Here is a 25,016-nt window from a genome sequence, read left to right as displayed (position 1 = left end):
GAGATAGGGTATTATCTGCGGCAATATTGCCGTCCGAACGGTCAGCATGCAGATTGAGGATCCCCTGTTAATGAGCGATATGGCAGAGCGCCTTGCGCTACATGAATTTACGGAAAACGCCTACTTAAACTACTCCATGTACGTGATCATGGATCGTGCGTTGCCGTTTATTGGCGACGGCCTGAAGCCGGTACAGCGCCGCATCGTCTATGCGATGTCAGAGCTGGGGCTGAACGCCAGCGCTAAATTTAAAAAATCCGCCCGTACCGTCGGTGACGTACTGGGTAAGTATCATCCGCACGGCGACAGCGCCTGCTATGAAGCCATGGTGCTGATGGCGCAGCCGTTCTCTTACCGTTACCCGCTGGTCGATGGCCAGGGAAACTGGGGCGCGCCGGATGATCCGAAGTCATTCGCGGCAATGCGTTATACCGAATCTCGCCTGTCCAAATATGCCGAGCTGCTGTTAAGCGAACTCGGTCAGGGGACGGCGGACTGGGTGCCAAACTTCGACGGCACGATGCAGGAACCGAAAATGTTACCGGCGCGTCTGCCGAACATCCTGCTGAACGGCACCACCGGTATAGCGGTGGGCATGGCAACAGATATCCCGCCGCACAACCTGCGCGAAGTGGCGAAAGCGGCGATTACGCTGATTGAGCAGCCGAAAACGACGCTGGATCAGTTGCTGGATATCGTTCAGGGGCCGGATTACCCGACCGAAGCGGAGATCATTACCCCACGTGCGGAAATTCGTAAAATTTACGAAAACGGGCGGGGCTCCGTGCGTATGCGCGCGGTATGGACCAAAGAAGACGGTGCCGTGGTAATTTCCGCGCTGCCGCATCAGGTCTCTGGCGCGAAAGTGCTGGAACAGATTGCTGCGCAGATGCGTAATAAAAAACTGCCGATGGTGGACGATCTGCGCGATGAATCAGATCACGAAAACCCGACGCGTTTAGTGATTGTGCCACGCTCCAACCGTGTGGATATGGAGCAGGTGATGAACCATCTGTTCGCCACCACCGATCTGGAAAAAAGCTACCGTATTAACCTGAACATGATCGGTCTGGATGGTCGTCCGGCGGTGAAAAACCTGCTGGAGATCCTCACCGAGTGGCTGGCGTTCCGCCGCGACACGGTACGCCGTCGTCTGAACTATCGTCTGGAGAAAGTGCTTAAGCGCCTGCATATCCTCGAAGGTTTGCTGGTGGCGTTTCTCAACATCGACGAAGTGATTGAGATTATCCGTAACGAGGATGAGCCGAAACCCGCGCTGATGTCGCGTTTCGGCATCAGCGAAACCCAGGCGGAAGCGATTCTCGAACTGAAACTGCGCCATCTCGCCAAACTGGAAGAGATGAAAATTCGCGGCGAGCAGGACGAGCTGGAAAAAGAGCGTGACCAGTTGCAGGGCATTCTCGCGTCCGAACGCAAAATGAATACCTTGCTGAAAAAAGAGCTACAGGCAGATTCCGATGCCTATGGCGACGATCGCCGTTCTCCGCTGCGTGAGCGCGAAGAAGCTAAAGCGATGAGCGAACACGACATGCTGCCGTCCGAACCGGTGACTATCGTGCTGTCGCAGATGGGCTGGGTGCGCAGCGCCAAAGGTCATGATATTGATGCGCCGGGGCTTAACTATAAAGCGGGCGACAGCTTTAAAGCCGCGGTGAAAGGTAAGAGTAATCAACCGGTGGTGTTTATTGATACCACCGGGCGCAGCTATGCTATTGATCCCATTACGCTTCCGTCGGCGCGTGGGCAGGGCGAGCCGCTGACCGGCAAACTCACGCTGCCGCCGGGGGCGACCGTAGAGCATATGCTGATGGAAGGCGATGACCAGAAACTGCTGATGGCGTCGGATGCGGGCTACGGCTTCGTTTGTACGTTTAACGATCTGGTTGCCCGTAACCGTGCCGGTAAAGCGTTGATTACACTGCCGGAAAATGCGCACGTCATGCCGCCGCTGGTGATTGAAGACGAGCACGATATGCTGCTGGCGATTACCCAGGCCGGACGGATGTTGATGTTCCCGGTAGACTCTCTGCCGCAGCTGTCGAAAGGCAAAGGGAATAAGATTATTAATATCCCCTCTGCGGAAGCGGCGAAAGGCGATGATGGACTGGCGCACCTGTACGTGCTGCCGCCACAAAGCACTCTGACTATCCATGTCGGGAAGCGCAAAATCAAACTGCGCCCTGAAGAGTTACAGAAGGTGGTCGGCGAACGCGGACGCCGTGGCACATTAATGCGCGGCCTGCAGCGTATCGATCGCATTGAGATTGATTCGCCGCATCGCGTAAGTCATGGCGACAGCGAAGAGTAAGAGAGGGGCGCCCGTAGGCCGGACAAGGCATCTAAGCCGCCATCCGGCGCTCTGCCGTTGCCGGATGACGACGCAGTAGCGTCTTATCCGGCCTACGGTTTCAGATCGGATTAACATTAAAATTTCCCGTAAAACCGTTGTTTATTCGTGCATTGCGATTAACAATACGTTTTTCCAGAGAGCCACACTTACCAAAATCCTAACCTGAATTTCAGGTGACGTAGAATGCCGGGCTCTTAGGCCTTCAGAGGTTGTTATGCTATATATTTTTCGTCTTATTGTTACCGTTATTTACTCCATTCTGGTCTGTGTTTTCGGTTCTATTTACTGCCTTTTCAGCCCACGTAACCCAAAACACGTGGCGACGTTTGGACATATGTTCGGCCGTCTGGCCCCGCTGTTTGGCCTGAAAGTGGAGTGCCGCAAACCCGCCGACGCGGAAAACTATGGCAATGCTATCTATATCGCTAACCACCAGAATAATTATGATATGGTCACGGCGGCGAATATTGTGCAGCCGCCAACGGTGACGGTGGGGAAAAAAAGCCTGCTTTGGATCCCGTTTTTTGGGCAACTGTACTGGCTGACCGGCAATCTGTTGATTGACCGTAATAACCGCGCCAAAGCGCATAGCACCATTGCGGCAGTGGTTAACCATTTTAAAAAGCGCCGTATTTCTATCTGGATGTTCCCTGAAGGTACGCGTAGCCGGGGACGCGGTCTGCTGCCGTTTAAAACCGGCGCGTTTCATGCGGCTATCGCGGCTGGTGTGCCGATCATTCCTGTCTGCGTTTCCAACACCTCTAACAAAGTCAATCTAAACCGCCTGAACAACGGACTGGTTATTGTGGAAATGCTGCCGCCAGTCGACGTCAGCGAATATGGTAAAGATCAGGTTCGCGAGCTGGCGGCCCACTGCCGTGCGTTAATGGAGCAAAAAATCGCGGAACTTGATAAAGAGGTTGCGGAACGTGAAGCGACCGGTAAGGTTTAAGCAGCCTTACTCTGTTATTGTAGAAATCATTTTTTCAGGCACAACTCTTTAGCCTGTTTTACATGGAGCTTATATGTCATTCAGTCGGCGTCAGTTTCTTCAGGCATCGGGAATCGCACTATGTGCAGGCGCGATTCCCCTCAGGGCGAATGCTGCCGGTCAGCAACAGCCGTTGCCTGTTCCGCCGTTGCTGGAGTCCCGTCGCGGGCAGCCGTTGTTTATGACGCTACAGCGAGCGCACTGGTCCTTTACGCAAGGCACGCGCGCGCCGGTCTGGGGAGTGAACGGTCGTTATCTGGGGCCGACAATCCGCGTCTGGAAAGGCGATGACGTTAAACTCATCTATAGCAACCGCCTGGCGGAAAATGTCTCCATGACGGTTGCTGGTTTACTGGTGCCGGGGCCGCTGATGGGTGGCCCGGCGCGTATGATGTCGCCGAACGCGGACTGGGCGCCGGTGTTGCCGATTCGTCAGAGCGCCGCCACGCTGTGGTATCACGCTAATACGCCTAACCGTACCGCGCAGCAGGTGTATAACGGCCTGGCCGGAATGTGGCTGGTCGAAGACGACATCAGTAAAACGCTGCCCATTCCGAACCATTACGGCGTGGATGATTTTCCCGTCATTATCCAGGATAAACGGCTGGATAACTTTGGGACGCCGGAGTATAGCGAACCGGGAAGCGGTGGTTTTGTCGGCGATACGCTGCTGGTGAACGGCGCGCAAAGCCCCTATGTCGAAGTGTCCCGCGGCTGGGTACGGTTACGGTTGTTGAACGCCTCGAACTCGCGGCGCTATCAGCTTCAGATGAGCGATGGCCGGGCGCTGCATGTGATTTCAGGCGATCAGGGCTTTTTACCTGCGCCGGTTTCCGTCAAACAGTTGTCACTGGCGCCCGGCGAGCGACGTGAAATCCTGGTTGATATGACCAACGGCGACGAAGTCTCGATCACCTGCGGGGAAGCGGCCAGCATAGTCGATCGGATTCGCGGTTTCTTTGAGCCTTCCAGTATTCTGGTTTCGACCCTGGTGCTGACGTTACGGCCAACCGGATTGCTGCCGCTGGTGACCGATAATCTGCCGATGCGTCTGTTGCCGACGGAGATCATGAGCGGCGCGCCTGTCCGCAGTCGGGACATCAGTCTTGGCGACGATCCGGGGATTAACGGCCAACTGTGGGATGTGAATCGCATTGATATTACCGCCCAACAAGGCACCTGGGAGCGCTGGACGGTACGCGCCGATATGCCGCAGTCGTTCCATATTGAGGGCGTCTCTTTCCTGATTCGTAACGTCAACGGCGCTATGCCGTTCCCGGAAGATAGAGGCTGGAAAGATACCGTCTGGGTGGATGGGCAAGTCGAACTGCTGGTCTACTACGGTCAGCCGTCCTGGCCGCACTTCCCGTTCTATTTCAACAGCCAGACGCTGGAAATGGCTGACCGCGGCTCGATTGGGCAAATGCTGGTGAATCCTGCGTCGTAAAGCGTCCGAGTACGGGTCTGAATAGCGCAGACCCGTCAGGGTTTTCAGGAAGGAGCAAACAGCGTGGGAAGCAGCAGACTCAACTGCGGGAAGTAGCAAATCATCGCCATGACCACAAAGAGTGCCAGAAACATCGGTAATAGCGGTTTGACGACTTTATCAATACTGATTTTGCCGATACTGCAACCGACGAACAAAATAGTGCCTACCGGGGGCGTACACAGTCCGATGGTTAAATTGAAAACCATAATAATGCCAAAATGGACAGGGTCGATTCCCAGATGTTGAGCAATGGGAAGGAAAATAGGCGTAAAGATTAGAATAGCCGGGGTAATATCCATAAACGTCCCGACGAATAACAAAATGAGATTGATAATCAGCAAGATGACCCATTTATTTTCGGACACGCTGGTAATCATTTCATTAATCAGTTCAGGAACATCAGCATTGGTCATCGCCCATGACATTCCCATTGAGCAGCCGACCAGTAAGAGAACAATAGAGCTGGTTACTACCGAATCCAGCAGAATATCGCGCAACTTACTCACATTAATTTCTCGATAAATGGCCGCCAGCGCCAGGCTATAGATTACCGCGATCGCAGAGGCCTCTGTTGGCGTAAATACGCCGCCGATAATGCCGCCGATAATAATAAATATCAGCAACAGGCTGGGCAATGAATCGCGGAATACCGACAGAAACTGCCGCAGGTTGATGCGTTCGGCTACCGGGTAATGGTGGCGATGGGCATACAGCGCCGCTACCGTCATTAAAGCCAGCGCGGTTAAGATGCCGGGCAGGTAGCCCGCCAAAAACAGGGCGGCGACAGAGGTGCCGCCGCTAGCCAGCGAATAGACAATTAGCACATTGCTGGGCGGGATCATCAGGCCAATCGGCGCCGAAGCGACGTTGATCGCCGTAGAGAACGCCGGAGAGTAGCCCTCTTTTTCCTGTAATGGCGACATGATGCCGCCCACCGCGGCCGCAGAAGCGACCGCCGAGCCGGATATCGCGCCAAACAGGGTGTTCGCCAGAATATTGCAGTGCGCCAGCGAACCGGGAAGGCGGCCAACTAACGCCTGAGCCAGATTCACCAGGCGCCGGGCGATTCCCCCGGTATTCATGATATTGCCGGCTAACACAAAAAAGGGGATCGCCAGCAGCGTAAAGCCATCGAGACCGACGGTCATTTTTTGCGAAATAACCGAGATTGCCGCATCCGGGGGAAGGGCTATCAGGATTGAGAATAAGGACGACAGCCCGATAGCGAATGTAATAGGAACGCCGACCGCCAGCATAATGGCAAAACTGCCAAATAAAACAATTATTGGGTAAATATATTCAAAGTCCATATATCCCTCGTTAGCGAAGATGGCGCTGATGATAATTATCAATAACGTTCACAATGGTGTAGTACACCAGGATGACGCCGCTAATCGGCATGACCCAATAGACTTTATCCATAGGCCATTTTAATACCGGGGACATTTGGCTGACGTGCGCCGCTTTTTCAACAATAATATCACCGCCGTACACCATAAAAATCAGCGCGAACACGGTAATAATCACCTGAATGATACTGTCGAGCACGAGGGCGGGCGTTCGGGAGAGTTTTTGCGCTAACAAATCGATAGCTAAATGTTTTTTTAATCCGGCGGTATAGACGCCGCCTAACAGAATCATCCACATAAAAAGAATCTGGGTGAATTCGTCGAGCGTGCTGCTTGGCGCGTTGAATATAAAGCGCGCCGCCACCTGCCAGGATACGCAGGCAACCATGACCGCCAGAATAATACAGCAGCACCCGGCCAGTATTTTGTTCAGTGCATTGGTGAGTATTCGCATATTACATCCTGTAAAGGGCAGGAGAACCCTGCCCGGCAGATTTACATATTCTCGATGTATTCCAGATCCTTCGCTGACTGAGCATCTTTCGCGCGGAACTCATCAAACAAGGGCTTAACACGCTGTTTGAACGCGGATTTATCAATATCAACAACGGTCGCGTTCATGGCCTTCATGCTCTCATAAGCCTCTTTTTCCGCGGCGGGCCAGATGACGTCTTTCATTTGCTGCATGGATTCATCTGCGGCTTTATATAACGCTTTCCGCTCTTTATCGCTCAATTTGTTAAGTACTTTGGTACTGATGACCAGGACATCCGGCACCATCGTGTGCTCGTCGCGGGAATAGAATTTCGCCACCTCCGCATGACGCATATCGGCATAAACCACGGGGTTGTTTTCGCCGCCATCGACCACGCCTTGCTGGAGCGCGGTATAGAGTTCGCCTTGCGCCATCGGCGTCGGCACGCCGCCGAGCGCTTTCACCATCGCGATAGCGCTGGGGCTTTGCTGCACTCTGATTTTCATACCGGCTAAATCGTCGGGTTGAGTGATGGGCTTACCAGCGTAAAAACTGCGGGCGCCGCCGTCGTACCAGGTTAAGCCGACGAAGCCTTTGCTTTCGGAGGACGCGAGAATGCGTTTCCCTAAGTCGCTTTTCAGTACGTTGTAGTAGTGATCGCGGTCGCGGAATAAAAACGGCAGGCTAAACACGCTATATTCCGGCGCAAAAGACTCCAGCGATGCCGCATTGACTTTCACCATTTGCAGAGCGCCGGAGTTCATCAATTCCAGCGATTCACGTTCGTTGCCCAGCGTGGCGTTGGGGTAAATACGAATATTTAATTCGCCGTCCGAATAGGCTTTCGCTTTATCGGCCAGATAGCTCATCGCTTTGTGAACGGCGTGGCTTTTATCCTGATTGTGGCTCAGTTTCAGCGTGGTTTTGGCGAGCGCTGGAAATGCCAGTAGCAAACAGCCGGCCAGTAATACCGCTGATGTTGTGAATGAACGTGTGTTTTTCATATCTGCTTCCTTATAGGTTGGGATTCCTGTGGTTATCGTTGATTAATTAATAACCTGCTGATACGTAAGGTGTTGCGTTGGGGAAAGGCGTGGTGATGGTGTTCTTTATCCCCTGAATTCTGTCAGCCAATTTAATTTAATCAATAGACCAAAGAAAGAGATCTGGTTCACAGAAGAAAGTCATGGTAAAAACAGTGTCGTGAGCAATTCAGCGAAGTTTTTTTATATATTGCTGATAATTTGATGTTTTTTTTACTTTTTGTTGTTATGGCGATACTGCGTTTTTAGACGTGGGTATAATTAATTGCATACCAATTTGAAGATATTCATAAGACCAATTTCAAACACCTCAGGCCAGGCCGTTGAAAGTTGTTTCTATTTCGCGCCAGCCCTGCATATAAGGCGATAATCTCCTTCATTTTCGCTATAGATACGGCTTATAATCCCCGACCTTTGATTATTTTTTTGCCAATCGTTTTGGAAGCAATATGAGCGCTATCTCCCTGATCCAACCGGATCGCGACCTTTTCTCCTGGCCGCAGTACTGGGCCGCCTGCTTTGGGCCGGCGCCGTTTTTGCCGATGTCACGTGACGAGATGGATCAACTTGGCTGGGATAGCTGCGACATTATTCTGGTAACCGGCGACGCCTACGTCGACCATCCGAGCTTCGGCATGGCGATTTGCGGTCGTATGCTGGAAGCGCAGGGCTTCCGCGTGGGGATCATCGCCCAGCCGGACTGGAACAGCAAAGACGACTTTATGCGTCTGGGAAAACCGAACCTGTTCTTCGGCGTCACCGCCGGCAACATGGACTCGATGATCAACCGTTACACCGCTGACCGTAAGCTGCGCCACGATGACGCCTACACCCCAGATAACGTCGCGGGCAAACGCCCGGACCGCGCCACGCTGGTCTATACCCAGCGTTGCAAAGAAGCGTGGAAAGATGTCCCGGTGATCCTCGGCGGCATTGAGGCCAGTCTGCGCCGTACCGCGCATTACGACTACTGGTCTGATACTGTGCGTCGTTCAGTGTTAGTCGATTCCAAAGCCGACATGCTGATGTTTGGCAACGGCGAGCGTCCGCTGGTGGAAGTGGCGCACCGTCTGGCAATGGGCGAAACCATCGATCAGATTCGCGACGTGCGTAACACTGCGATTATGGTTAAAGAAGCGCTGCCTGGCTGGAGCGGCGTCGACTCCACTCGTCTGGACACGCCGGGTAAAATCGATCCAATTCCCCATCCCTATGGTGAGGATCTGCCGTGCGCGGATAACAAGCCGGTCGCGCCGAAAAAGCAGGAAGCTAAAGCGATTACCGTGCAGCCGCCGCGTCCGAAGCCGTGGGAAAAAACCTATATCCTGCTGCCATCCTTTGAAAAGGTGAAAGGCGACAAGGTGCTGTACGCCCATGCGTCGCGTATTCTGCATCACGAAACTAACCCTGGCTGCGCGCGGGCGCTGATGCAAAAACACGGCGACCGCTATGTCTGGATCAACCCGCCCGCCATACCGCTCTCCACTGAAGAGATGGATAGCGTGTTTGCGCTGCCGTATCAGCGTGTGCCGCACCCGGCTTACGGCAATGCCCGTATTCCGGCCTATGAGATGATCCGCTTTTCGATCAATATCATGCGCGGCTGCTTTGGTGGCTGCTCTTTCTGCTCGATCACTGAACATGAAGGGCGCATCATTCAGAGCCGCTCGGAAGACTCTATTATCAACGAGATCGAAGCGATCCGCGACACGGTGCCGGGGTTTACCGGCGTGATCTCCGATCTGGGCGGTCCTACCGCGAACATGTATATGCTGCGCTGTAAGTCGCCGCGTGCGGAGCAGACCTGTCGTCGCCTGTCATGCGTCTATCCGGATATCTGTCCGCATATGGATACTGACCATACGCCGACGATCAATCTTTATCGCCGCGCCCGTGAGCTGAAAGGCATTAAGAAAATCTTAATTGCCTCCGGCGTGCGCTACGACATCGCTGTAGAAGATCCTCGCTACATTAAAGAGCTGGCAAGCCATCATGTGGGCGGCTATCTGAAGATTGCGCCGGAGCATACTGAAGAAGGTCCGCTGTCGAAAATGATGAAGCCGGGTATGGGCAGCTACGATCGCTTTAAAGAGTTATTTGACCTTTACTCTAAACAGGCCGGAAAAGAGCAGTATCTGATCCCGTATTTTATCTCCGCGCATCCGGGCACGCGGGACGAGGATATGGTGAATCTGGCGCTGTGGCTCAAGCGCCACCGCTTCCGTTTGGATCAGGTGCAGAACTTCTACCCGTCGCCGTTGGCGAATTCGACCACCATGTATTACACCGGCAAAAACCCGCTGGGTAAAATTGGTTATAAGAGTGAAGATGTGGTGGTGCCGAAGGGAGACAGGCAACGTCGCCTGCATAAGGCGCTGCTGCGTTATCACGATCCGGCGAACTGGCCGCTGATTCGCCAGGCGCTGGAAGCGATGGGGAAAAAGCATTTGATTGGCGGTCGCCGTGAGTGTCTGGTGCCTGCGCCGACCATTGAAGAGATGCGCGAAGCGCGTCGCCAGAACCGCAACACGCGCCCGGCGTTGACCAAGCATACGCCGGTGGAACATCAGCGGCAGGGGCTTGCTGCGAATAAGAAGCGCGGGAAAGGCGCAGGGCGTTAATTACCTTTGAATCTGTTGCTTCTGGAAGCTAATGTTTCTGGAAGTAACAGACATCTAAATATATTGTGTCGATCTTTAGTAATTGCTAAATTACGGGGAGCTTTATATTTTATTTAAATATTATTGATTGTATAAATTAATTATATATTACCTTAATGATTAAGGCATGATGCTTGTATACAGCCCCAGAGGAGGGGATATCATGGGTATGATTATTATTCCCTGTTTTATCGTAATTGCTATAATAGCTGTTGTTATATTCATAATGGCTATTAAAGCATGTAATATGGAAAAACGTGAAGACAGGCAAATGACTCTTGCAGGGATAATTTTAATGGGTGTTATTGCCGCTATTCCTGGATGGTTTTTGTACGAAATATTTAGCCACGCGCCGTAATATTTAACCTACCAGGGTTGATATATTAAAATAGATAAGAAGTATATAATCTAAGGTATAATGCCTGACGGCGCTGCGCTTATCAGGTCTATGAATAGCACAGTTTTGTAGGCCGGATAAGGTGCTTACACCGCCATCCGGCAGAAGTGCTCCGTATTTATGCCTCACGAATTCTGGCCGCCAGCGCGGCCAGTTTTTCATCATCAGCCCGTTCATGATCGTGTGACGACAGATATCCTTCATACTGTTCGAAAAATTTATTCTGCCGCGATTCAATCGGTTTCCAGTGGGTTAAATCGCCAGTACCGTGCATGGGGCTTAATTTACTGTGCACATGGTCTACGCCGAAACCTTCGAAGAACATTCCCGTACGACTGACATCCGGGAAAGCCTTATCCAGTTTCTTCGCCACTTTTTGGGTCGCCAGCATCAGGTCCGCTAACGCCTGCGGCGGTAGATCGAACGCGTAGCTGGGGTAATGTTTTTTCGGGATCACTACGGTAAACCCATCGGTATTCGGAAAAATCGACAAAAAAGCCAGGTGATGCTCATCTTCCCAAACTTTATGACAAGGTGCTTTACCTTCAACTATTTGACAGAAAATGCAGGTCATTCCATTTCTCCGTTAACCGAGGGGCTTATCGATGAGTTAAGCGTTTAATACAACCCTAACACTTTCCACCATGCGAGGCCGACTGTCAAAAAGACCGCCTGATTAAAGAGACTGATAATAAATCCCGTTCGCCACCAGACGCCCGTCGGTACATAGCCGGCGCCAAAAAGAATGGGGCCGCGTGCGTGGGTATACTGCGTAAGAGAGCAGTACAGGCTGCTGGTAAACGCCAGCATGAGCGCCATCGGCGCCGCCGGGATATTCAGATGCAGACCGACACCCAGAAACACCGCATACAGCGCGGCGATTTGCGCGTTGCCGCTGGCGAAAAAATAGTGGGTATAAAAATAGGCTGCGTTAAGCAGCAGCAGAATGATTATCCAACTGGTTCCATGCATCGTACTGCCGATGCTGTCGCCAATCAGGTTGCCAAACCAGCTGGTGAATCCTAGTTTCTTCAACTGGTTAGCCATCATCAGCAGCGCGGCAAACCAAATCAACGTATCCCAGGCGCCTTTTTCGCTTTTAACGTCTTCCCAGGTGAGCACGCCGCTCAGTAATAAAATCGAGAGACCGACAAAAGAGGCCGTCGTGGCATCCACGCCGAGCGAGCTGCCAAAAATCCATAGCACCAGCAACACGCCGACGGTCGCCAGCATGAGCCACTCGCCGCGCGTCATACTGCCCATTTGCGCCAGCTCTTTGCGCGCCAAATCCGGCGCATCCGGCGTATGTTTAATTTCCGGACGCGTCAGCCAGTAGACCAGCAGCGGGACGATAAGAAAAGAGACCAGGCAAGGCAGGAGCGCGGCGATAAACCAGCTTCCCCAGCTCAACGTAACGCCGGCGTTCGCCGCCAGTTTTACCGCCAGCAGGTTACCCGTATAACCGGTCATAAACAGTGCGGCGGTGACGTCGTTAACATTGCCAATACAGGTGATCAGAAAGGTGCCGATTTTGCTGCGAGACTCATCTTCCGGATGTGAATCAAAGCTGCGCGCCAGCGAGTCGGCGATCGGGTAAATCACGCCGCCGCAGCGCGCGGTGTTACTGGGCATCGCGGGGGAGAGGATCAGATCGGCAAACGCCAGGCCATAAGCCAGGCCCAGCGTTCGTTTACCTAACAGACGGATCATTTGTAGGGCGATACGCCGACCCAGCCCGGTTTTGATAAACCCACGGGCAATCATAAAGGCGACGACGATAAGCCAGATCAGCGAACTGTTCAGCTCGCTCAAGGCCGTGGTAATCGCGCCGCTGGCCGTTTTGTCGCCGGCAGCATAGGCGAGCGCAAAGACGGTGATGCCGATAATACCGACCGCGCCAATAGGCAGCACTTTCGCCACGATAGAGGCGATCGTCGCGACAAAAATAATCGCGGAATGCCAGGCCGGCGCGCTTAACCCGGAAGGGGGCGTTAGCTGCCACAGTCCGGCGGCGATAACCAGAATAAGAATTAATGGGAGCCATTTGACGCCCTGAGATTTTTTTTCCGCCACAATCACACATCCATAAATATTTTATATGTATTAAGTAAATTCATAATAAATATGAATAAATATTCACAAAATCAGAATAATTCTGCGCTTGTGTGTGGGGGAAATATACTGTTAAATGCGCGTAATTGTTTCTTAATGTTTCGGAATGCAAAAAAGCCCGACGACATCGTCGGGCATGGCGTGCGATAAATCTGGCTTAACCGCCGAACTGATCCGGATCGGGGCCGAGGCGTTTGCCTTGATCCAGTTTTGCGATCTCGCCTAATTCATCTTTATCGAGACGGAAATCCCAGACAGCAAAGTTTTCCGCGATACGGGAAGGGGTGACGGATTTCGGAATGACGACCAGCCCGCAGTCCAGATGCCAGCGAATAACAATCTGGGCGGGCGTTTTGCCGTATTTATCCGCCAGTTCGCGAATCACTTTCTGATCGAATACGCCTTCGCCGCCCTGCGCCAGCGGGCTCCAGGACTCGGTCTGGATTTTATGCGTCGCATTCCACGCATGTAGCTGGCGCTGTTGCATCAAGGGGTGAAGCTCGATCTGGTTGATCACAGGGGTAACGCCGGTTTCATCGATCAGACGCTGGAGGTGATGGATCTGAAAGTTACAGACCCCGATACTCTTTACCAGCCCCTCTTTTTGCAGCGCGATCATGCCTTTCCAGGCGTCGACATAGTGATCGATAGCCGGTACGGGCCAGTGCATCAGATAGAGATCGAGATAATCAAGCTGCAGTTTTTTCAGGCTCTCCTGCAGGGCTTCGCGGGGACGTTTTTGATCGTCATTCCACAACTTGGTGGTGATAAACAGCTCTTCCCGCGCTACGCTCGCTGCTTTTAGCGCTTTGCCGACGCCTTCTTCATTCTGATATGCTGTGGCGGTATCAATCGATCGATAGCCCACCTCCAGCGCTTTATGAATCGCCGCGATCACCTCTTCATTGCTTGCTTTCCAGACTCCCAGCCCAAGTTGTGGCATTACGTTGCCATCCTGTAGCCTGATAATGGTTGGATTAGCCATGATGTGTTCCTCTTTTAATTGGCTCGCCGGAGTCGGATCCGGCGAGACTAAGTGACTTAAGTCTGGACGAAATGGCCAAAAACGAAAGTCAGAGGCGAAAAAACCTTAGCGCGCCGCTTCATAAATCCGACGGCTGACATCCAGCGTAATATCCTGATTTTCACCTAAATTTATGCATCCATGCGCCTCAAGTTTAGCCAGTAGCGCCGGAATAGTGCTGCCATCCAGACCGTAATCGGACAGGTGGGTAGGCACGCCCATCTGTTCGAAGAAACGGCGGGTGGCGGCAATGGCGGCATCAATACGCTCGTCGTCGGAACCGTCGGTGATATTCCATACACGTTCAGCATATTGCAGGAGTTTTGCACGTTTAACGTCTCGTTTTTCGTTCCATAGCGCAGGCAGAATGATAGCCAGCGTCTGGGCATGATCGAGACCGTGCATCGCGGTAAGCTCGTGGCCCAGCATATGCGTCGCCCAGTCCTGCGGAACCCCAGCGCCAATCAGGCCATTTAACGCCTGAGTAGCGGCCCACATCACGTTAGCGCGGACGTCATAGTTTTCAGGCTCTTGCAGCGCTTTGGGACCTTCTTCGATCAGTGTGAGTAAAATACCTTCGGCGAAACGATCCTGAATTTTGCCGTTAACCGGGTAAGTGACGTACTGCTCAACGGTATGGACGAAAGCATCCACGACGCCGTTCGCAACCTGGCGCGGCGGCAATGTATAGGTGTAGACCGGGTCCAGTACGGCAAACACCGGTTGCACGAACGAGGAGTGGAAGGCCTGTTTGTCGCCAGTGGTTTTACGGGAAATGACTGCGCCGGCGTTCGATTCTGAGCCGGTTGCCGGTAGGGTCAGCACAGACCCCATCGGGATTGCGCTACGAATCTCAGTACCGCCGGTTTCCAGAATGTGCCACGGATCGACGCCGTCCGTATACTGCGCCGCTGCGGCGATAAATTTGGTGCCGTCCAGTACGGAACCGCCGCCAACGGCCAGCAGGAAGGTAATATTTTCGTCGCGCACAAGCTGCACGGCCTTCATCAGCGTTTCATAGGACGGGTTCGGTTCAATACCGCCAAACTCCCGAACATCCAGTCCTTTTAACCCTTCCTGAACTTGCGCCAGTACGCCGGTCTTTTTCACGCTACCGCCGCCATAGGTAATCAGCACGCGGGCGTCCTGCGGGATTTGATCGCGAAGATCGACGATAGCGCCTTTACCAAACAGAATGCGGGTAGGGGTATGTAATTTGAAATTGTTCATTGCTCATTCCCTTATGTGGGTAAAAAGAGGGCAGGCGGCTGTCTGCCTGATGGTCATCATTGTGGTCTTGTGAGGGATGTCTCTCAATGCACATTTCTGCCAATGTTTTGCCTATTTCTCCAGAATGCTGGAGAAAATCGCTAAAAATGCGCACAATCCAGCGGAGTGGATTTGATGAAAAAATGGCGCGTTATGAATCGTGAAGCAATTTGCTTACAGTTGGCGGATAAAATTAATCATTTAAAAAATAATGATAAAATAATCAGCGAGCGGCTGGCGGGCATTCGTCTGTTGTATGGTGTTGAACCGGGGCCGCGCACGCCGGTCATGTATCAGCCTGGCATCATATTTCTCTTTTCCGGCCATAAAATTGGCTATATTAACAAGCGCAAGTTTCGTTATGACGCTAATGAATATCTCTTACTGACCGTGCCGCTCCCTTTTGAATGCGAGACCTGGGCGACGCCGGAGGTACCGCTGGCCGGTATTCGGCTCGATATTGATGTGCTGCAACTGCAAGAGTTGCTCATGGACATTGGCGAAGATGAGCGTTTCCAGTTGCCGATGGCGGCCAGTGGGATTAACTCCGCCACGCTGTCGGACGAGATTTTATGTGCGGTGGAAAGATTGCTGGATGTGATGGAGCGCCCGCTGGATGCGCGGATTCTGGGAAAACAGATTATTCGCGAAATTCTTTATCATGTGCTGATGGGGCCGCGCGGCGGGGCGCTGCTTGCGCTGGTTAGTCGCCAGACGCACTTTAGCCTGATCAGTCGCGTACTTAAACAGATCGAAATGAAATACACCGAGAACCTGAATGTTGAGCAACTGGCGGCAGAAGCGAACATGAGCGTGTCGGCGTTTCACCATAATTTTAAGGCGGTCACCAGCACCTCGCCGTTGCAGTATTTAAAAAGCTACCGACTGCATAAAGCACGGATGATGATGATTCACGACGGTATGAAGGCCAGCGCCGCGGCGATGCGGGTCGGCTATGAGAGCGCATCGCAGTTTAGCCGGGAGTTTAAACGTTATTTTGGCGTTACGCCGGGCGAAGATGCGGCAAGAATGCGGACAATGCAAGGGAGCTAAGTGGGGCATCCCGCCACGGGTCAACGAAGCGTAACCGGGCCATCCTGGCCGATTATGGATACGTCAGGCGTTACAGTATTTCTTTTTAATCACCACGACCAGCGTACCTAACAGTCCGGCGACCAGTAGCGCGACGGGAAGGATCATTAAAAATGTCATTACCTGGTCTTCATGGCGCTTAACAAACGGGATCATACTGAGCGCGTAGCCGAAGCTGGTCACGACAGTCACCCACAGCAGGCCGCTTAACCAGTTAAAAAACTGAAACCGGCGGTTGGACAGGCCGGAAATACCCGCCATTGTTGGCAGCAGAGTGCGGACAAACGCCAGAAAGCGCCCGGCAAGCAACGCTAACAAACCGTGGCGGTCAAACATGCAGGTGGCGCGCTGATGATATTTTGCCGGAAGCTGCGCCAGCCAGCCTTTGACGGTACGCGTATTACCGAGCCAGCGTCCCTGGATATAACTTAGCCAGCAGCCGAGACTGGCCGCGGTGGTGAGAATGCCAATCGTCGGCAAAAAATGCATCACATCCTGGGCGATCAACGCGCCTGCCAGTAGCAGCAGACTATCGCCAGGTAAGAATGACGCTGGCAGCAGACCGTTTTCTAAAAATAGCGTGGCGAACATGACAAAGTAGACGACGCTAACAACGTGTGGATTCGCCAGCGCGGCAAAATCATGTTGCCAGAGCGCAGCGATAATATCTTGAATGACAGCCATGAACTTTCCTGTGGAACAGCATTTATGCTTTTATTCGCCTATTGTACTCCTGAATCGTCCGGGATGCCTTGATCCCGGACGCAACAAACGCAGACTTTTCCACGGAAATTGTCTGCATATATGTCCATCCCCGGCAACTTTACACAATTCTGGCGAAGCCGGCGGCTAAATCAGCGATCAAATCATCAACACTCTCTAAACCAATATGCACCCGAACCAGCGTACCGGTAAAATCTACGCCGCCTGCGGGACGAATCGCGGCGATCTGTTCCGGCTGATTAGCAATAATCAGCGATTCGTAGCCTCCCCAGGAGTAGGCCATACTGAACAGCGAAAAGTTATCCAGATAGGCTGATAATTCTGCCTCGGTCAGCTTTTTATTGAGCACAAAGGAGAACAGACCGCTGCTGCCTGTAAAGTCTCGTTTCCAGAAGGCATGACCTTTGCTACCCGGCAGGGCCGGATGATTAACGCGCGCGACCTGAGGATGGTTCGCCAGCCATGCGGCGATTTTGAGGCTGCTTTCTTGATGCTGGCGCAGTCGGACGCCGAGCGTGCGCAGCCCGCGGCTGGTCATATAAGCCGTGTCGGCGTCGAGCATTTGCCCCATCAGATAGGCGTTTTCCCGCAATTGTTCCCAGCAGCGCGCATTTGCAACGGCAGTACCGACCATCGCATCAGAATGACCAATCAGATACTTAGTGCCCGCCTGGATAGAGATATCAATATCGAACTCCAGCGCTTTGAACAGAACGCCAGCCGCCCAGGTATTATCAATCATGATGACGGCTTCTGGCGCGACGCGTCTGACCGCACTAACAATGCTCGGAATATCATGTACTTCCATGGTAATAGAACCGGGGGATTCCAGAAATACGACTTTCGTGTTCGGTTGAATATGTTGCGTGATATCAGCGCCGATGAGCGGGTCGAACCAGCTTGTCGTCACGCCCAGTTTGCCGAGAATTTTGCTGCAGAAATCCTGGCTGGGTTCATAGGCTGTGTTGGTCATCAGGATGTGGTCGCCCTGCTCAACGAATGCCAGAATGGTGTTGGCAACCGCCGCCGCGCCGCACGGGAAGAGCGCGCATCCGGCGCCGCCTTCCAGTTCACACATGGCTTCCTGGAGCGAAAAGTGGGTCAGCGTTCCCCGGCGTCCGTAAAATAATTCGCCGTTGGCGAGATTGCGGGTAGCGTGTTTTTTGGCCTCGACGGTGTCAAACACCAGTGAAGAAGCGCGTTGAATCACACTATTCACTGAGCCAAGCGTGTATTTTTTGCTGCGTCCTGCGTTTACCAGTTTGGTATCCAACTGTTTATCCGTCATGTTGCGTTTCCTGATTTTAACCGTCTGGATGTCTAAACTAGCATGAATATAACCATCTGCACCCTGGCGACGTGTGATACAGATGAAAATTTTGCCAAAATAAAAACAGGTGGCTTTTTTAATGCGTAAGCGCAAAGAAAAAGCAGTAAAGGTGCGGCAGTATGTAAATAGTAATGAGAACGACTATCAATTCGACGTTGTTTTGATATTATTATGCTCAGATTTCGTGATTTGCGTCCTGGAGATACAGAGTGGGTAATAATTTGATGCAGACGGATCTCTCCGTCTGGGGTATGTATCAGCACGCCGATATTGTCGTGAAGTGCGTGATGATTGGTTTGATTCTGGCGTCAGTCGTCACCTGGGCTATCTTCTTCAGTAAAAGCGTTGAATTTTTCACGCAAAAGCGCCGCTTAAAGCGCGAACAATTGCAATTAGCCGATGCGCGCTCCTTAGATCAGGCTTCCGACATTGCGGCAGGTTTCAGCGCAAAAAGCCTCAGCGCACAACTCATCAATGAAGCGCAGAATGAACTGGAACTCTCTCAGGGCAGCGAAGATAACGAAGGGATTAAAGAACGTACCGGCTTCCGTCTGGAACGTCGCGTCGCGGCAGTTGGCCGCTACATGGGACGAGGCAACGGTTATCTGGCGACGATCGGCGCCATTTCCCCCTTCGTCGGGTTGTTTGGCACCGTATGGGGCATTATGAATAGTTTCATCGGTATTGCGCAAACGCAGACCACCAACCTGGCGGTGGTTGCTCCTGGGATTGCGGAAGCGCTGCTGGCGACGGCGATTGGGCTGGTAGCCGCGATCCCGGCGGTCGTCATTTACAACATCTTCGCACGTCAGATAGGCAGTTACAAAGCGACGCTGGGCGACGTGGCGGCGCAGGTATTGCTGCTGCAAAGCCGCGATCTTGATCTGAATGCGAGCGCCAGTGCGCAGCCGGTACGCGCCGCGCAGAAATTACGGGTAGGGTAATGCGTCATGGCAATGCGTCTTAACGAGAACCTGGATGACAACGGCGAAATGCATGAAATCAACGTGACGCCGTTTATCGATGTCATGCTGGTTCTGCTGATTATCTTTATGGTGGCTGCGCCGCTGGCGACGGTAGACGTCAAGGTGAATCTGCCCGCTTCTACCAGTACGCCACAGCCGCGTCCGGAAAAACCGGTTTATCTGTCGGTGAGAGCGGATAACACCATGTTTATCGGTAACGATCCGGTGACGGATGATACGATGATTGCCGAGCTAACGGCCCTGACGGAAGGGAAAAAGGATACTACGATTTTCTTCCGCGCGGATAAAACCGTAGAGTATGAAACCCTGATGAAAGTGATGGATATGCTGCATCAGGCGGGCTATCTCAAGATTGGTTTGGTCGGCGAAGAGACCGCGAAAGCGAAATAAATATTCTGCTGATACTGTAGGCCGGGTAAGGCGAAGTCGCCACCCGGCTTTTTTTATTGCCTAAGATGGCGCCTTGCTTAACAGAATTGCGCCACCTTAATCGACTTCATGCGTTAGCCTAAATGTTCCCCGCCGCACACGCCGTGCACTTCTGCGGTAACGTAACTTGATTCCTGGCTTGCCAGATAGACATACACCGGCGCCAGCTCTGCCGGTTGACCGGCCCGCTTCATTGGCGTCTGCTGGCCAAACTGCGGAATTTTATCCTGTGTTTGGCCGCCGGAAATTTGCAGCGCTGTCCAGATAGGGCCAGGCGCGACAATATTCACGCGAATTCCTTTTTCCGCCACCTGTTTCGCCAGGCCGCGGCTGTAATTAAGGATTGCCGCCTTGGTTGCCGCATAATCCAGCAGGTGCGGACTGGGCTGATACGCCTGGATAGACGACGTTGTGATAATACTGGCGCCTTTTGGCAGCAGCGGAATCGCTTCCTGGGTTATCCAGAACAGGGCAAAAACGTTAACGGCGAAGGTTTGCTGAAATTGCTCGCTGGTCAGATCTTTTATCTCCGGGATTGCCGTCTGTTTACCGGCTACCAGCGCCAGAATGTCCAGCCCGCCCAGCGCTTCACGCGCCTTATGGACCAGCGAACGGGCGAAAGATTCGTCGCTAAGATCGCCTGGCAATAACACCGCTTTACGGCCGCACTCCTCAATCAGTGCTTTAACCTGCTGAGCGTCCTCTTCTTCCGCTGGCAGGTAGTTGATCGCGACATCTGCGCCTTCACGCGCGTAAGCGATAGCGGCAGCGCGCCCAATCCCGGAGTCGCCCCCTGTCACCAGCGCCTTACGATCTTTAAGGCGACCACTGCCGACATAACTTTTTTCACCACAGTCAGGAACAGGCGTCATTTTCGCCTGGACGCCGGGCGCCGGCTGTTTTTGCTTAGGATACTCGCCGGTGTAATACTGCGTGGTAGGGTCGTATAGATGAGACATTGAGCTTCTCCCTTCAGGTTGAACACCCTTTAAGCTTAGACACTTTTACTACCGTAAGAGGGAGAATCAGAACGATCCTTATGCTTCGCCCGTATTCACAACAGAGTTAACTAGCCATGAAGGTTATTTTTCTTGCCGTGCGACGGTGGTGACGTTGCGCGTCCGGTAATCGCCATCGGAAAGCTTACGCGTCAGACGTAGGGTTGCCGTCTCGCGAGCCAGCAGATGCTGCCAGTCACTTTCAAGACGAGACATAATTTTGTCTCGTAATTCAGGATGCTGCTCGATAATGGCATTGATGGTCGCGCCATAAATCTCCTCTTTGACCTGTAACGCATACATCTCTCGTCGGTTTTGCCACTTCAGGCGCACTAACGCCGCCGGTATGGATACCACCTCCTGCGTTACCTTTTCCAGGGTGGCATTTTTGCTGGCGATTAGCGCTGCAAGATTTTGCTTTAAGATAAATTCATCACTTTTATGGTTGTCTAAAGCCAAATAAACGTTATTGTCTTCAACTTCTTTCATCTTTATCTTCCAGTGAATAAAATAGCGGCATATTGGTTTCGCGAGTGATTAAATTAAGCCAAATGGCATTGCCTTTTTCATTTATCATTGCGGTTTTATCCGCCAGTATTTTACTTAGCGTTTGGGCATCAATATCGCCTTCTGCCTGTAGTGCGTTTATCAGGCGGGCAAACGTTTCAATTTTAGCCACACAATACAGACGTTCTTTAATATGACGGTCGCGTTCTTCAAATAATACGTTTCTGTGTTGCCCGGCAGCGTTAGCGCTAATTAAAATATCGGGCTCGAAATCGCTGAGTTTTGTCTTTCCCTTAGGCAAATTTTTACTGTTTTCTGTGGCTTCAGGGGGCGGCGATGACAGGCGAAAATGAGAGGAAACCAGATGCTCAGGAAGCATGACTAAATATCCTTTACGATCAGTGGGATACTATTTTTAATAGTGTAGGTTTCGTTGACAATAACATGGTGTAATTTTAAAATCAAAAAAAATGGAGCCTGCTATGAACAGTATTTTTTATTCTGTTATTATATTGCTATTACTGACCGGCGCGATACTCTTCCTGATGTGGGAGGTTAATAAAAAACGTCCTGGTGGAAAAGTCGTAAATTTAAATCAAACTGAACCCATGACAAAGGAAGAGGGCGAAGATCATTTCTCAGTATTAATGAATTCGATAACGCCGGTATGGTACTGGCGCGTTAACCATGAATATATCGATTTCCTTCATGCAACGATAAAACGAATGACAATGACTGAGTTGAATGAAACGCCTGGATTATTTGACGCACAGCGTCGTTGCAGCGACCTTAACTCTGCCGTTTATAAGTATTACGACAATATTAAGAAGCGTTGTCTGAACGGAGAAAAGGTGCCGTATTCGGATTTGGACGTCCTTAATTTACGCCAGTGTTTTCGTGAGTTCAGTCTTGAAGCCTACCCGGCGTTGGTCGCGCTGGTATGGCCGGAATATCAGCGCCCACAGGTTAAACCGGATGAGATTTAGAGCCTATCCCATTAGGGCTATTTTACTTGCCATTTTGGACCTGGGCAGTGCTCGCCAAAACGCGTTAGCGTTTTGAACGCCGCTTGCGGCGGCCCGAAGGGCGAGCGTAGCGAGTCAAACCTCACGTACTACGTGTACGCTCCGGTTTTTGCGCGCTGTCCGTGTCCAAACTGGCTGCGCCAATAACGCCTGGTGGGATAGGCTCTTAACTGCATGTTGATCTGATGTTGCATGGTTGAGATATACTGTTGCTGGTTTTAGTTACCTGACAGGTCCCTATGGAACGCTTTCTTGAAAATGTAATGTATGCGTCTCGCTGGCTGCTCGCGCCGGTGTATTTTGGCCTCTCTTTGGCGCTGATCGCTTTAGCGCTAAAATTTTTCCAGGAAATTCTACACGTTCTGCCGAACGTTTTTGCCCTGGCGGAGGCCGATCTGATTCTGGTGCTGTTATCGCTGGTTGATATGACGCTGGTTGGCGGATTGCTGGTAATGGTCATGTTCTCCGGGTATGAAAACTTTGTCTCTCAGCTGGATATCTCTGCGGGCAAGGAGAAGCTGAACTGGCTGGGGAAAATGGATGCGACTTCGCTAAAAAATAAGGTGGCGGCATCGATAGTCGCTATCTCTTCCATTCACCTGTTACGCGTGTTTATGGATGCGAAAAACGTCCCGGATAACAAATTAATGTGGTATGTCATCATCCATCTGACCTTTGTCCTGTCGGCATTTGTGATGGGCTATCTGGACAGATTGACGCGGCATAACCATTGAGCCGCCGTCAACGGCGGGGCAGTCGGGCAAAGGACGCTGAGCCCGGCTGTAAAACAGCGCTTCTTTAACGGCGGATAACCGTCTCCCTGCAGCCTTACGCAATATTTTTACTACATCTATTCATTTACTCAGTAATAAGACTAAAAGATTTTCTCTGCGTTCACAGATATATAACATCTGCGGGTACGTGAACGGCGATAACTGTAAAAAAATGGAGAATGCATTATATATTCTCCGCGCCTTGCCGATAACGAGAGTGCGTCATCGTCTGATGACTAATCTCTTATATTCAGCAAGGAAATTCATATGCGTTTGCTGCAAAACTTTACTATTCGTATGGTCATGCTGACGATACTGGGACTTTTTTGTCTACTCTGGTCGGGGGTGGGTTTATACAGCGTCCATGCTTTATCCGAAGTTTCGGAAGGAAATGATATTGACCGGCATCTTGTGCGGCAAATGACGGTGCTAAGCCAGGGTAACGATCAATATTTCCGCTTTGTTACCCGCCTTAGCCGCGCGATGGATGTAAAAATCGGCGGCGGCACGCCCGATTTTGCGCCCGCCCGGCAGTCGCTCGAGAATATGCGTCAGAAGCTGGAGGAGATGAAAGCGCTATCGCCAGGGCCGATGAACCCTGATATCTCAAGGGAGGTGTTGTCCAACTGGCAGGCCTTGCTGGAGAAAGGCGTCGTTCCTCAAATGCAACTGGCGCAGCAAGGATCGCTGACCGCCTGGAGCGAACATGCCAGTACGGTCACGCCCGCACTCAGTCGCGCGTTCGGCGCCAGCGCGGAACGGTTTAGTCATGAAGCTGGCGCCATGCTGGATAACACCCGCGTGATGGTCGATGGTAAAACCTATACCATCCGCATCCTGCTTATCACGGCGGTGATTCTGGGCATTGCTATCCTGATTTTTACCGATCGCTATCTGGTTGCAATGATGGTGAAACCGCTGGAGCGCATCCGTCAGCAATTTCAGCGCATCGCGCAAGGCGATCTTAGCCAGCCGATTGAAGCGTTGGGGCGTAACTGCGTAGGCCGGTTGGTGCCGCTACTGCGCGCGATGCAGGACAGTTTACGCGAAGCCGTGAGTACGATCCGCGCCGGAAGCGACAATATCTGGCGCGGCGCGACGGAAATTTCTACCGGTAATAACGATCTCTCTTCCCGAACGGAAGAACAGGCTGCTGCGCTGGAAGAGACGGCCGCCAGCATGGAACAGCTTACCGCAACGGTGAAAATGAACGCCGAACACGCTCGCCAGGCGAGTCAGCTTGCGGATGCCGCCTCGCTAACGGCAGGAAAAGGCGGTGAACTGGTTTCCGATGTGGTAGAAACAATGAACGGTATTTCCGCCAGTTCGCAGCAGATCGCCGAAATTACTACCGTGATTAATAGTATTGCTTTCCAGACCAATATTCTGGCCTTGAACGCAGCGGTAGAAGCGGCCAGAGCGGGCGAGCAGGGACGCGGCTTCGCGGTGGTCGCCGGTGAGGTACGTAACCTGGCCAGCCGCAGCGCGGGGGCGGCGAAAGAAATTGAAGCTTTAATTGGCGAATCGGTACGTCGCGTAGCGCAGGGCGCGCAGTTGGTCCAGGAGACCGGCGCGACGATGGACGCCATCCTGCGCGGCGTCACGGAAGTGACGACGATTATGAAACAGATCGCGTCCGCCTCCGAAGAACAGAGTAAAGGTATCTCTCAGGTTGGTGTGGCGATCACGCAAATGGATAGCGTTACGCAACAAAACGCCGCGCTGGTTGAGCAGGTTTCCGCGGCGGCGGCGGCGCTGGAACGGCAGACGGAGGATTTGCAACGCTCCGTACAGCAGTTCCGGCTTTCCGCTAGTGAGCCGCAACAACGCGTAACGGCGAAAGCGGCGCCTGGCGTTCAGAGAATGGCGTCGGCTCCCGCACAGTCTACTGATGAATGGGTTTCCTTCTGATGTGAAGCAAAAAAGCGCGTAATGCGCTGGCCTTCATTTAACTAGTCGCTATATAATTTATT

Annotated in this window: 22 protein-coding genes and 1 pseudogene; 11 read left to right on the top strand and 12 right to left on the bottom strand. The window is 52.3% G+C overall.

Annotation, left to right across the window (positions count from 1 at the left end; translation table 11 throughout):
- Positions 1-70 precede the first annotated feature (70 nt).
- The 3 genes from parC (at position 71) to ftsP (ending at position 4,809) form a co-directional block, all read left to right on the top strand.
- A complete protein-coding gene (parC, locus tag J4650_RS08380) occupies positions 71-2,329 on the top strand; it encodes a DNA topoisomerase IV subunit A (protein WP_001281853.1) in 2,259 nt (752 codons plus the stop codon).
- Positions 2,330-2,585: 256 nt separating this feature from the next.
- Positions 2,586-3,323 carry a 1-acylglycerol-3-phosphate O-acyltransferase gene (gene plsC / locus J4650_RS08375; protein WP_000965730.1) on the top strand — a complete coding sequence of 246 codons (738 nt, stop codon included), beginning with the start codon at positions 2,586-2,588 and terminating at the stop codon, positions 3,321-3,323.
- 73 nt (positions 3,324-3,396) lie between these two features.
- Entirely contained in the window at positions 3,397-4,809 is a 1,413-nt protein-coding gene (gene ftsP, locus J4650_RS08370; RefSeq protein WP_000010658.1) for a cell division protein FtsP, read from the top strand.
- Between the two features lie 44 nt (positions 4,810-4,853).
- On the opposite strand, the gene J4650_RS08365 is transcribed toward ftsP, so the two are convergent.
- Genes J4650_RS08365 through J4650_RS08355 form a run of 3 tightly spaced genes read right to left on the bottom strand, consistent with a single transcriptional unit; the run spans position 4,854 to position 7,679 of the window.
- The gene (locus J4650_RS08365) at positions 4,854-6,161 is read right to left on the bottom strand and encodes a TRAP transporter large permease subunit (RefSeq protein ID WP_000345259.1); all 1,308 of its coding nucleotides are present in this window, start codon (positions 6,159-6,161) and stop codon (positions 4,854-4,856) included.
- Positions 6,162-6,171: 10 nt separating this feature from the next.
- Positions 6,172-6,654, bottom strand: a complete 483-nt coding sequence (locus J4650_RS08360) for a TRAP transporter small permease (RefSeq protein ID WP_001221828.1) — start codon at positions 6,652-6,654, stop codon at positions 6,172-6,174.
- A gap of 41 nt (positions 6,655-6,695) precedes the next feature.
- Positions 6,696-7,679, bottom strand: coding sequence for a TRAP transporter substrate-binding protein (locus J4650_RS08355; protein WP_000799367.1), 984 nt, complete (start codon positions 7,677-7,679; stop codon positions 6,696-6,698).
- A gap of 488 nt (positions 7,680-8,167) precedes the next feature.
- Here J4650_RS08355 and J4650_RS08350 point away from each other — a divergent pair, with 488 nt between their 5' ends.
- Together J4650_RS08350 and J4650_RS08345 are read left to right on the top strand one after the other, a co-directional pair.
- Positions 8,168-10,339, top strand: coding sequence for a YgiQ family radical SAM protein (locus J4650_RS08350; protein ID WP_001274458.1), 2,172 nt, complete (start codon positions 8,168-8,170; stop codon positions 10,337-10,339).
- A gap of 202 nt (positions 10,340-10,541) precedes the next feature.
- Entirely contained in the window at positions 10,542-10,736 is a 195-nt protein-coding gene (locus J4650_RS08345; RefSeq protein ID WP_000525382.1) for a hypothetical protein, read from the top strand.
- Between the two features lie 157 nt (positions 10,737-10,893).
- Here the strand turns inward: J4650_RS08345 and J4650_RS08340 are convergent, their stop codons facing one another.
- From J4650_RS08340 to yqhD, 4 genes and pseudogenes are all read right to left on the bottom strand, one after another.
- On the bottom strand, positions 10,894-11,349 hold the full coding sequence (locus J4650_RS08340) for an HIT family protein (protein WP_000128242.1): 456 nt from the start codon (positions 11,347-11,349) through the stop codon (positions 10,894-10,896).
- A gap of 44 nt (positions 11,350-11,393) precedes the next feature.
- Positions 11,394-12,879: pseudogene (locus tag J4650_RS08335) on the bottom strand (DASS family sodium-coupled anion symporter).
- Between the two features lie 165 nt (positions 12,880-13,044).
- A complete protein-coding gene (gene dkgA, locus J4650_RS08330; RefSeq protein WP_000013100.1) occupies positions 13,045-13,872 on the bottom strand; it encodes a 2,5-didehydrogluconate reductase DkgA in 828 nt (275 codons plus the stop codon).
- Positions 13,873-13,977: 105 nt separating this feature from the next.
- Positions 13,978-15,141: an alcohol dehydrogenase gene (gene yqhD, locus J4650_RS08325; protein WP_001058729.1), complete on the bottom strand. Its 1,164-nt coding sequence runs from the start codon at positions 15,139-15,141 to the stop codon at positions 13,978-13,980.
- Positions 15,142-15,333: 192 nt separating this feature from the next.
- Between yqhD and J4650_RS08320 the strand changes: the two genes are divergently transcribed.
- Positions 15,334-16,233, top strand: coding sequence for an AraC family transcriptional regulator (locus J4650_RS08320; RefSeq protein WP_001078198.1), 900 nt, complete (start codon positions 15,334-15,336; stop codon positions 16,231-16,233).
- A 63-nt stretch (positions 16,234-16,296) separates the two neighbouring features.
- On the opposite strand, the gene yghB is transcribed toward J4650_RS08320, so the two are convergent.
- Both yghB and metC read right to left on the bottom strand, forming a co-directional pair.
- A complete protein-coding gene (yghB, locus tag J4650_RS08315) occupies positions 16,297-16,956 on the bottom strand; it encodes a DedA family general envelope maintenance protein YghB (protein WP_000268444.1) in 660 nt (219 codons plus the stop codon).
- Positions 16,957-17,095: 139 nt separating this feature from the next.
- Positions 17,096-18,283, bottom strand: a complete 1,188-nt coding sequence (gene metC / locus J4650_RS08310) for a cystathionine beta-lyase (protein WP_000130262.1) — start codon at positions 18,281-18,283, stop codon at positions 17,096-17,098.
- A 251-nt stretch (positions 18,284-18,534) separates the two neighbouring features.
- Between metC and exbB the strand changes: the two genes are divergently transcribed.
- Positions 18,535-19,269, top strand: a complete 735-nt coding sequence (exbB, locus tag J4650_RS08305; protein ID WP_000527859.1) for a tol-pal system-associated acyl-CoA thioesterase — start codon at positions 18,535-18,537, stop codon at positions 19,267-19,269.
- 6 nt (positions 19,270-19,275) lie between these two features.
- A complete protein-coding gene (exbD, locus tag J4650_RS08300; protein WP_023994023.1) occupies positions 19,276-19,701 on the top strand; it encodes a TonB system transport protein ExbD in 426 nt (141 codons plus the stop codon).
- A gap of 113 nt (positions 19,702-19,814) precedes the next feature.
- Here the strand turns inward: exbD and J4650_RS08295 are convergent, their stop codons facing one another.
- From J4650_RS08295 to J4650_RS08285, 3 genes are all read right to left on the bottom strand, one after another.
- Entirely contained in the window at positions 19,815-20,699 is an 885-nt protein-coding gene (locus J4650_RS08295; RefSeq protein ID WP_000019032.1) for an SDR family oxidoreductase, read from the bottom strand.
- 123 nt (positions 20,700-20,822) lie between these two features.
- Positions 20,823-21,227 (bottom strand): hypothetical protein, encoded by a 405-nt coding sequence (locus J4650_RS08290; RefSeq protein WP_000665657.1) that lies wholly within the window; start codon positions 21,225-21,227, stop codon positions 20,823-20,825.
- Complete coding sequence (locus J4650_RS08285; protein ID WP_000936441.1) at positions 21,214-21,624, bottom strand: hypothetical protein; 411 nt, start codon at positions 21,622-21,624, stop codon at positions 21,214-21,216. The genes J4650_RS08290 and J4650_RS08285 overlap by 14 nt, the downstream gene beginning before the upstream one ends.
- Before the next feature lie 103 nt (positions 21,625-21,727).
- Here J4650_RS08285 and J4650_RS08280 point away from each other — a divergent pair, with 103 nt between their 5' ends.
- The 3 genes from J4650_RS08280 to J4650_RS08270 all read left to right on the top strand — a co-directional run bounded on the left by J4650_RS08280 (position 21,728) and on the right by J4650_RS08270 (position 24,954).
- Positions 21,728-22,231 (top strand): hypothetical protein, encoded by a 504-nt coding sequence (locus tag J4650_RS08280; RefSeq protein ID WP_001534190.1) that lies wholly within the window; start codon positions 21,728-21,730, stop codon positions 22,229-22,231.
- Positions 22,232-22,509: 278 nt separating this feature from the next.
- Positions 22,510-23,004: a TIGR00645 family protein gene (locus J4650_RS08275; protein ID WP_000439335.1), complete on the top strand. Its 495-nt coding sequence runs from the start codon at positions 22,510-22,512 to the stop codon at positions 23,002-23,004.
- A 306-nt stretch (positions 23,005-23,310) separates the two neighbouring features.
- Positions 23,311-24,954, top strand: a complete 1,644-nt coding sequence (locus J4650_RS08270) for a methyl-accepting chemotaxis protein (protein WP_001238434.1) — start codon at positions 23,311-23,313, stop codon at positions 24,952-24,954.
- Positions 24,955-25,016 lie beyond the last annotated feature (62 nt).

Origin of the sequence: Salmonella sp. 32120201201600049SM (assembly GCF_017572835.1) — a bacterium.
GTDB classification, from domain to species: Bacteria; Pseudomonadota; Gammaproteobacteria; order Enterobacterales; family Enterobacteriaceae; genus Salmonella; species Salmonella enterica.
The sequence above is the reverse complement of the archived record's forward strand: the minus strand, read 5'-3'. Positions and strand labels throughout refer to the sequence as shown.